The sequence below is a fragment of the Ruegeria sp. C8 genome, assembly GCF_056537565.1.
Genome location: NZ_JBQFRV010000031.1, coordinates 1 through 7,973, shown reverse-complemented (window position 1 = coordinate 7,973; position 7,973 = coordinate 1). Strand labels below are relative to the sequence as shown.

Annotated in this window: 8 protein-coding genes and 1 pseudogene; 5 read left to right on the top strand and 4 right to left on the bottom strand. The window is 58.1% G+C overall.

Annotated features, from left to right (window positions below; genetic code table 11):
- Positions 1 to 86: 86 nt before the first annotated feature.
- Together ACR0KL_RS22555 and ACR0KL_RS22550 are read right to left on the bottom strand one after the other, a co-directional pair.
- On the bottom strand, positions 87 to 977 hold the full coding sequence (locus tag ACR0KL_RS22555) for an FAD:protein FMN transferase (RefSeq protein ID WP_170681763.1): 891 nt from the start codon (positions 975 to 977) through the stop codon (positions 87 to 89).
- A complete protein-coding gene (locus ACR0KL_RS22550) occupies positions 974 to 3,037 on the bottom strand; it encodes a 4Fe-4S binding protein (RefSeq protein WP_480777545.1) in 2,064 nt (687 codons plus the stop codon). Before ACR0KL_RS22550 ends, ACR0KL_RS22555 begins: the two co-directional genes overlap by 4 nt.
- A gap of 199 nt (positions 3,038 to 3,236) precedes the next feature.
- Between ACR0KL_RS22550 and pqqA the strand changes: the two genes are divergently transcribed.
- From pqqA to pqqE, 5 genes are read left to right on the top strand one after another with little or no spacing between them, the layout of a single operon-like run.
- Positions 3,237 to 3,344 (top strand): pyrroloquinoline quinone precursor peptide PqqA, encoded by a 108-nt coding sequence (pqqA, locus tag ACR0KL_RS22545; protein ID WP_152460716.1) that lies wholly within the window; start codon positions 3,237 to 3,239, stop codon positions 3,342 to 3,344.
- 26 nt (positions 3,345 to 3,370) lie between these two features.
- Complete coding sequence (pqqB, locus tag ACR0KL_RS22540) at positions 3,371 to 4,258, top strand: pyrroloquinoline quinone biosynthesis protein PqqB (RefSeq protein ID WP_480528121.1); 888 nt, start codon at positions 3,371 to 3,373, stop codon at positions 4,256 to 4,258.
- Positions 4,255 to 4,983: a pyrroloquinoline-quinone synthase PqqC gene (pqqC, locus tag ACR0KL_RS22535; RefSeq protein WP_480528120.1), complete on the top strand. Its 729-nt coding sequence runs from the start codon at positions 4,255 to 4,257 to the stop codon at positions 4,981 to 4,983. The genes pqqB and pqqC overlap by 4 nt, the downstream gene beginning before the upstream one ends.
- Entirely contained in the window at positions 4,980 to 5,267 is a 288-nt protein-coding gene (gene pqqD, locus ACR0KL_RS22530; protein ID WP_480528119.1) for a pyrroloquinoline quinone biosynthesis peptide chaperone PqqD, read from the top strand. Before pqqC ends, pqqD begins: the two co-directional genes overlap by 4 nt.
- Entirely contained in the window at positions 5,264 to 6,343 is a 1,080-nt protein-coding gene (gene pqqE, locus ACR0KL_RS22525; RefSeq protein WP_480777544.1) for a pyrroloquinoline quinone biosynthesis protein PqqE, read from the top strand. The genes pqqD and pqqE overlap by 4 nt, the downstream gene beginning before the upstream one ends.
- Here pqqE and ACR0KL_RS22520 read toward each other — a convergent pair.
- Together ACR0KL_RS22520 and ACR0KL_RS22515 are read right to left on the bottom strand one after the other, a co-directional pair.
- Positions 6,328 to 6,765: pseudogene (locus tag ACR0KL_RS22520) on the bottom strand (transposase family protein); the annotation flags it as partial. The gene pqqE and the pseudogene ACR0KL_RS22520 overlap by 16 nt on opposite strands.
- Positions 6,766 to 6,836: 71 nt before the next feature.
- A partial coding sequence (locus ACR0KL_RS22515; RefSeq protein WP_480555619.1) for a helix-turn-helix domain-containing protein occupies positions 6,837 to 7,973 on the bottom strand: 1,137 nt, incomplete at its 5' end.

The window sequence follows — 7,973 nt, the reverse complement described above, 5'->3', positions numbered from 1 at the left end:
GTCATGACAAAACGTGCCGTCCAAGACTGCGCATAAACACAAAAACAACAAACCCTAAAGCCCCGGGCAAAACCTCGGGGCTTTTGCTATGATTGGAAGGTCCGGACAGACCCATTCTGGTGAACACAAATTACAGTGGTGCGATTGGGTGTCCGATCCAGTATGGTTTGAATCTCACCCTCATCTGCATGGCAAAGCGCCGTTGACAATGCGTCTGCCGATGTGCCGTCTGCAGCCTGAACGCTGACCGTCGACCATTGGGGTGGGTGCATGGTTTTCGGATTCAGGACATGAAACTGACCGCCACCCAGTCGCAACGCAGCTGGACTAGAGGTGGCAATCGCTTGATCTTTGAGCGTCCGGGTCTGAACGATCCCGTGTTGGGGATCTGACACGCCCAGGGTCCAGTTGCGCCCGGCGGCGTAGTATTCACCGATATTGACCAATACGTTGTACCAACCCGCCTGACGCAGCACCTCTGTGACCAGATCCGTAGCGTAGCCCTGTGCAATACCATTCAGCGTCAGTGCCTGGCCGGCATCCAGCGCAATGTAATCGGGCGAAATCCGAACCCGGTCCCATCCAATAGCTTTGCGCGCGGCATCGAGGTCTCCATTCTGCGCCGCTGCCTGCCACAAGGGCTGAACGGTCGGATCAAAACGCCCGTCGGTCTGCCGGTAGGCGCGATCGCAGGCGCGCAGAAGCGCCAGCATTTCGGGCGCGGGTGCTTTCAGGTGGCCAGAACGGTTCAACCGAGACAAGTCGGAATTCTGGCGGTAGAGGCTGAACAATGCTTCGCAGCGTTCTAGCTCGGCTCGGATGCGGGCTATGGCGGGTTCGGCAACGTCCGTAGGCGCGTCAAAGGCTAGGCTGACCTCGGCACCCAAGGCATAGCCGTGCCATTTTGTGGGCTGGGCCGCAGCCGGGGTCGCCAACGCGGCGGCAGAGATGGCAAGGAAGCGGCGGCGGTTTATCATTCGGCGGCGACCTCTCTGGCTTGGCGTCGGGCGGCGACAATCAGAGGCACGCATTTGGTACTGTCGTCATGGATCGCCACACAGTCAAGGCATTGAAAGCACTCATCATATTGGATGCGCCCGCTCTTTGCGATGGCCCTGTATTTGCATTTGACCTTGCACAATTGACACGGAGAGCCGCATTCCGTGCGCCGGTCGATCCAATCGCGCCCGCGCAACAGCCCTCCGATCGCCATGAAAGCCCCGAGCGGACAGACATAGCGGCAGAATCCCTTGAACAGCATCATTCCGAGGAACAGCCATCCCGCCGCGTAAGCCACGTAATACCATTCGCGCACAAAGAAGGTAGTAACCGCAGTTTTGAAGGGCTCGACCTCGGCGGCTTTGTCAACGTGATCGGGGGCGGCGAACACAACGCCCACAAGGCCCGCAAGGATGACGTATTTCAACCATTTCAGACGTCTGTCCCAGGCCTCGGACGGCTCAATCTGCGGCAGGCGGAGGGCTTTGCCCAAGTGATGCGCTAACTCTTGCATCGCGCCGAATGGGCAGAGCCAACCGCAGAACAGCCCCCTGCCCCATGCGATGAAACCAGCGATGGACACCGCCCAGATCAACAGGGAAAACGGGTCGTACAGAAGGAACGCGAAACTGCCACCCTCGATTGCTGCTCTGAGTGTTCCAAGAACTGTGACGATGGACAACTGCCCTTGTCCCCACCATCCGACAAAACCGATGACAACCGCCAGCACGCCCAAGCGGAGCGGCGTGAACAAAGGTTGGGCCGCCAGTGCATTCATACGAAAGCTGAGCGCGGCGACGAGACTTGTCAGGAAGATCCCCAGAACGATCATGTCAGTCTGACGGTTGCGCAGCGCCTCCAGCCACGGCGGGACCGGCGTTATCTGAACCGGACGGGTAAAGAACCGCTCGGGCGTGACATGCGGCACCTCAAGCGTGACGGAGCCTGTTTCGGGCTGGAACATGCCGTGTTCCCGCACGGCCAGTACCTTCAAAACCCAATCGCGCGAGGGGTCAAATCCCAGCCTGCGGTCCGTGCGCAAGATCATGGCGGTGCCATCGGGCAGACCATCAGCCAGCTCCACGAACAGATCGGCATCGCGCAGGGCAACCGGAAAGCCATCCTGTTCCGCCGACAACCAATCTGGCGCGGTATTGCGCACGAAATCCTCACTGACCAACCCGTGGCGTGCGGTTTCGATAACCAGGATCGGTTCATCATTGTCCGAGATTTCCAGAAAGCTCTGGAGTTCGTCGAAACTGTCCTCGGCCAGCGCGGCGCGGGCGATGGAAGTAGGCCCCAAATCGACAACCCAGATGTCTAAGAACGGCTCATCCGGGTACTCCTGCGCCTCAGGATCATCATCCTCCCACAAGGTGCCTGTGAACAAGGCGTCGACTTGCGCGTTGGTGTAGGTTTTGCGCGTGGCGATGCCCTGATCGACCAGATCCTGCCAGGTCAGGTCCTCTTGGTACTCGGGGTTGGGAAAGGCGGGCGGCGCGGTGGCCAGCCCCTGCATTTTTTCGCGGGCCACTGCCAGCGCGGCCCCCATGACGGATTCGTGGGCAATGCGCACACTGGCCGTCGCTTTGGTGACGCCATCCAGATAAACAAGCTGTGAACCCGCCGCCGCATCGCCATAGGGTGTTCCCACCACAATCGAATCCGAAATCGACAGCCCGCCATATTGTTCAAAGAATTTGTGAAACGGGGCCTCACCCAGACCCGAGACAAATATCGGCTCGTTGTGTTCGATCAGTTGGACGTCCAGAAAGCGCCCCTCAAGGTCCAGCACCACCAGCATGTTGATCGGCGCGCCTGAAAACCCCGGCAAGGGGGCCAAGGGTTCGGATTCAAACACATATCCGGCCTCACTGCCGCCCGAGTTCAGCAGGCTGTAAACCCCGTCATCGTTCAATGCGTCGCCTAGTGAAAACGGGGCGCGGATATAGGTTTCGATCTGCTCACGCGGCAGAGGCTCTGCCTGAACCGACAGACCGCTGAAAAGCAAAAACACAAGAAGCAGGATCGCGCGCATGAGCGTGAGACTATATTTCCCCCTGCGCCCATGACATTCGACGAAAGTCCTAAGTCCCGCCTCTACGACCCCAAGGCGGTTGACGCAGCCGACCCGACCCTCAACACTACACCCCATCCCTACGACCAAAGGAGCATTTTCCGAAAATCGTGCCGGTAGTAGGTTTTTTACAACGCCAGTCATTCATCGGGAGGAAACTATGACCTGGAGCACACCGAAGCTGAAAGAAGTGAACTGCGGCATGGAGATCAACATGTATTCTCCGTCCGAGGACGAAGGCCGCGAGTACGAGCCCGACCTGTTCTGATCACGTAAACGCAGCGGAGGCCCAAAGTGCATTTCCTGGTTCTTGGGGCTTCTGCAGGTGGCGGTTTGCCACAATGGAACTGCGGTTGCCGGAATTGCGAGGACGCCCGCAAGGGTAGGATCCCGCCGTCCGGCCAATCCTCGTTGGCGGTGTCCCCGGATGGTCTGAATTGGAGCATCCTGAACGCCTCGCCTGATATTCGCCAGCAGATGCTGGACAGCCCCAAAATGCACCCCCGCGCGCTGCGCGACACGCCTGTTGCCTCGGTTCTGCTGACCAACGGGGATATCGACCATATCGCCGGGTTGCTCAGCCTGCGTGAACAGACCCCGTTCACCCTGTTTGCCACGGGCGATATTCTGGACGTACTGTCCCAGAACCGGATTTTCGACGCGGTCAACCGCGAGAAGGTCGAACGCCGCCAGATTGCCCTGGGCGATGAATTCACCCTTCAAGAGGGGCTGCACGCGCAGCTCTTTGCGGTGCCCGGCAAGGTACCTCTCTTCATGGAGGGCGACAGCGTCCAAACCGATCTGCTAGGCGAACAGACCGTAGGTGTCCGGCTGACCACCCCCGATAAGACCGCCTACTACATCCCCGGCTGCGCGCAGGTGACCGATGACCTGTTGGCCCGAATTGCGGATGCCGATCAGCTGTTCTTTGACGGCACGCTTTGGGATGATGATGAGATGATCCGCACCGGAACCGGAGTGAAAACCGGGCAGCGGATGGGGCATATCTCGATCAGCGGACCAGAGGGGTCAATCGCCCGACTGCAAGAGATCCGCGCCGCGAAAACCTTCATCCACATCAACAACACCAACCCTGTGCTGCAACCCGACAGCCCGGAACGCGCCTTTGTGGAAACCGCAGGCTGGACCATCGCCTATGACGGGCAGGAGATCACGATATGAGCCGCGAAACCCTTGAGGCCCGCCTGCGTCAGATCGGGGCGGAGTGTTACCACGATAAGCACCCGTTTCATCACCGGCTGCACAGCGGGCAATGCACCCCCGATCAGGTGCGCGCCTGGGTGATAAATCGGTGGGCCTATCAGGCGGCAATTCCGATGAAGGACGCCGCCTTCATGTCGCGCTGCACCGACCCCGATATCCGGCGCGAGTGGCGATCCCGCATCGAAGACCATGATGGTGGCGTGACCGAGGGCGGCGGCATCCGGCGCTGGCTGAAACTGGCCGAGGCTGTAGGGCTGGATCCCGACTATGTCGCCTCGGGCCGCGGTATCCTGCCCGCGACCCAATTCGCCGTCGACGCCTATGTGCATTACGTGCGCGAAAAGCCCCTGCTGCAGGCGGTCGCGTCTTCTCTGACTGAGTTGTTTGCCCCAAAAATCCATGAACAGCGGATCGAGGGCCTGTTGCAGCACTATGACTTCGCCAATTCTGACAGCTTGTCCTATTTCCAAAAACGCCTGACCCAAGCCCCCAAGGATGTGGCATTCGGCCTGAACTGGGTTTTGGACCATGCCGATACAGAAGAAAAAGAAGATATGGCCTGCGAGGCGCTGATCTTCAAAACCAACGTGCTTTGGGCGCAGCTGGATGCGCTCTGGTCGGGATATGTGGAACCGGGCCTGATCCCGCCCGGTGCGTGGAAACCGGGGGAAGGCCTGTTATGACGCTTGAGCTGCAGCAATCCGATCGCCCCTATCTGCCGCGCGGCGTGCGGGTTCAGCGCGACACAGTGCGCGACCGCATGGTCCTGCAAGCCCCGGAAAAGGTGATCGAACTGGACGATATCGGCGTCGCCATCCTGTCGCGGGTGGATGGGAAGACCTCGTTTAGCCAGATCGTCACTGATCTTGCCACCACTTACGGCGCCCCTGCCGATCAGGTCGAAACCGATGTTCAACACTTCCTGCAGGCCCTGCGCAGCCGCCTCTATGTGTTGGTGCAGGCATGACCGCCCCAGCCCCCATCGCGCTTTTGGCCGAACTTACCCACCGCTGCCCGCTCAGCTGCCCCTATTGCAGCAACCCTGTGGAGCTTGAGCGCAAGGAAACGGAACTCGACACGCAGACCTGGGCGGATGTGTTCCAGCAAGCCTTCGAAATGGGCGTCCTGCAATTGCACTTGTCGGGGGGTGAACCCGCCTCGCGCCGCGATCTCGAAGACCTGACCGCACAGGCCGCGCGTATCGGGCTTTACACTAACCTGATCACCTCCGGCATCGGGCTGACCCCCAAACGGCTGGATCGACTCGCGGCGGCAGGGCTGGACCACATCCAACTGTCCTTGCAGGGCACGAATGCCGATCTGGCCGATCGCATTGGCGGCTATCGCGGCGGCTTTGACCGAAAGATGATCATCGCCAAAGAGATCGGTGACAGGGGTATCCCGCTGACCCTGAACGCGGTCATGCATCGCCACAATCTTGATGACCTGGATCGCACGATCGAAATGGCCGTCAAACTGGGCGCCCGCAGGCTCGAAGTCGCCTGTGTGCAATTCCACGGCTGGGCTCTGCCGAACCGCGCCGCACTGCTGCCAACGCTTGAGCAGACCCACACCGTGAAAGACACCGTTGCCCGCGCCAGCAAGGATTTGCGCGGCGTTCTGGCCATCGACTTCGTGCCACCTGATTACTACTCAGACTTTCCCAAAGCCTGTATGGGCGGCTGGGGGTCCACGGGCCTGAACATTACGCCCAACGGCACCGTCCTGCCCTGCCATGCGGCGCAGACAATCACCCATCTGGAATTCGAGTCCTTGCGCGACAAACCCTTATCGGACATCTGGAACCACAGCAGTGCCTTCAATGCCTATAGGGGAACCGATTGGTTGCCCGAACCCTGCCAAAGCTGCGAACGCAAAGAGATCGACTTCGGAGGCTGCCGCTGTCAGGCGATGGCCTTTGCGCAAGATGCCGAAGCCACAGATCCCGTTTGCAAAAAGTCACCTCTGAATAGCCGGGTCAACGATGTTTTGGACGCCATGTCAGCCAATCCTGAAAATGAATTCATCTATCGCAAAGCGTGACCCCAACCAAGTGCTATGGCGGACAGAAATACCTTGGAACATCTGTTGGTGCGGATTGCGGCACGCCGCAAATCCTTGGATCTGCAGAGCATGATTTAGATCCAGTAACGCCCTTTGTAGTGACCTTTGTCGTATTTGACAGCCTGCTTGCGTCGCCTTCGACCTTCGACCTTCGAAACAGGCCCGCATCCCTTTTTCTTTCGACGCATCTCAGATGCCGGTCAGCGTCTTAGCCATGTTCTCCAATCAGCCAGTCAACATCTGACACGCTGCTAAGCAAGGCTCGCATGCCGATTTAGTCGCTAGCTTGCCCGGCAGTAAAAAAGGTTTACCGGACGCCCTTGGCTATCACAGATGTCGTGTTACTTGGTCTTCGCGCCACGATTGGCGCAGCCAATCAGGCGTCCACGCCCTCGTTTTTGAACGCCAGACTGTTCGCTATTAGGTGCTTTTGCGCATCCAGAAACTGCACGCTGAATTGAGAGCGCTTGTTCTATTCACACCCAAGATACCGCCGCTTCCTGCTTTCTTCGGGAGTAGATTTGCAATGTTTGAAGAAGCTCCGGGACATGGCGGAACGAGACGAAAACCCAGTTGCGGCGGCAACTTCTGCAAAGGGCATGTCCGTGTATTTGAGCAAGATCCCAACCCTCTCCAAACGCAACTCTTTGTAAGTGTCCAGAAGCTTCGCATTTGTTTTGCTGAGATATCTTCTCTGAAGCTGCCGGACAGATGTACCAACTTTCGCGGCAAGTTCTGAAATGCTCAACGGGTCTTCGATATGCGTCATCATGGTCGCCAGCGTATGAATGACCACCTCGTCCCCTTTGGCCTCGCCAATGAGCCGATTGGCAATTTGACTCTCGGTTTTCTTCCCGGGCTCGCTCAATCCGACATATCTGCGTAGCGCATCAGCAATATGTTGACCGTGATCATCCGAAACGAGCTCCGAAAGTAATCCCAGAGCACTGATGCGGGTATTGGCGCTGTGCAATCGACCATCTGACGCCAGGCAAGTTGATGCCCCGCAGCTGACAATTCCCTGTTCGAAAGCAGCCGCTTCAAAAGTGGCATGCACTGCAGCCGCTCTTGGTTCAGAACCTGCCATCTGCGCCAGCAACATCACGGCGCCGCCGACCAAAATCACTCTGGGTGACAGATTCATCACTTGCGAAACCCAAAGCTTTTGGTCTCCTGCCGGGCACCATGCACTCTCCAAGTCGCCCCAGAACACCGCAGTCCGCCCAGCCCAATCAAGTGGTCCACCAACTTTGTCGTTAGCAACAACACGTGCTGTCACCACATAGGCTTTTTTAGCGATCAATGTGTTCAACGCATGGAAAAACTCCACTACCAATTCTGCTGATGCCCTATCCTCTTGGCAGCGCAGAATGACTTCGATGTGATGAGGGCGTTCTTTTGCCACGTTGGCGATTTGAGCTGCACCTGCGTGACAATTTTGTATGACATAATGCTTCATCAGAACCACCAAATGGTTTGATTGGGTCAGGTGAGAGAAACATTGTTCCCTTCGATGACCCCCGCCGATTTTTCGGCGGGGGTTTGTAGTTTTATTCTGCGGCTTCTTCGTATGCTTCCATTGGTGGGCATGTGCAGACGAGGTTTCGGT

What these genes read in the sequence shown, in the direction of transcription:
- pqqC (WP_480528120.1), top strand. Translation starts at nt 4,255, where the DNA reads ATGAGCCGCGAAACCCTTGAGGCCCGCCTGCGTCAGATCGGGGCGGAG.
- pqqE (WP_480777544.1), top strand. Translation starts at nt 5,264, where the DNA reads ATGACCGCCCCAGCCCCCATCGCGCTTTTGGCCGAACTTACCCACCGC.
- pqqA (WP_152460716.1), top strand. Translation starts at nt 3,237, where the DNA reads ATGACCTGGAGCACACCGAAGCTGAAAGAAGTGAACTGCGGCATGGAG.
- ACR0KL_RS22550 (WP_480777545.1), bottom strand. Translation starts at nt 3,037, where the DNA reads ATGCGCGCGATCCTGCTTCTTGTGTTTTTGCTTTTCAGCGGTCTGTCG.
- pqqD (WP_480528119.1), top strand. Translation starts at nt 4,980, where the DNA reads ATGACGCTTGAGCTGCAGCAATCCGATCGCCCCTATCTGCCGCGCGGC.
- ACR0KL_RS22555 (WP_170681763.1), bottom strand. Translation starts at nt 977, where the DNA reads ATGATAAACCGCCGCCGCTTCCTTGCCATCTCTGCCGCCGCGTTGGCG.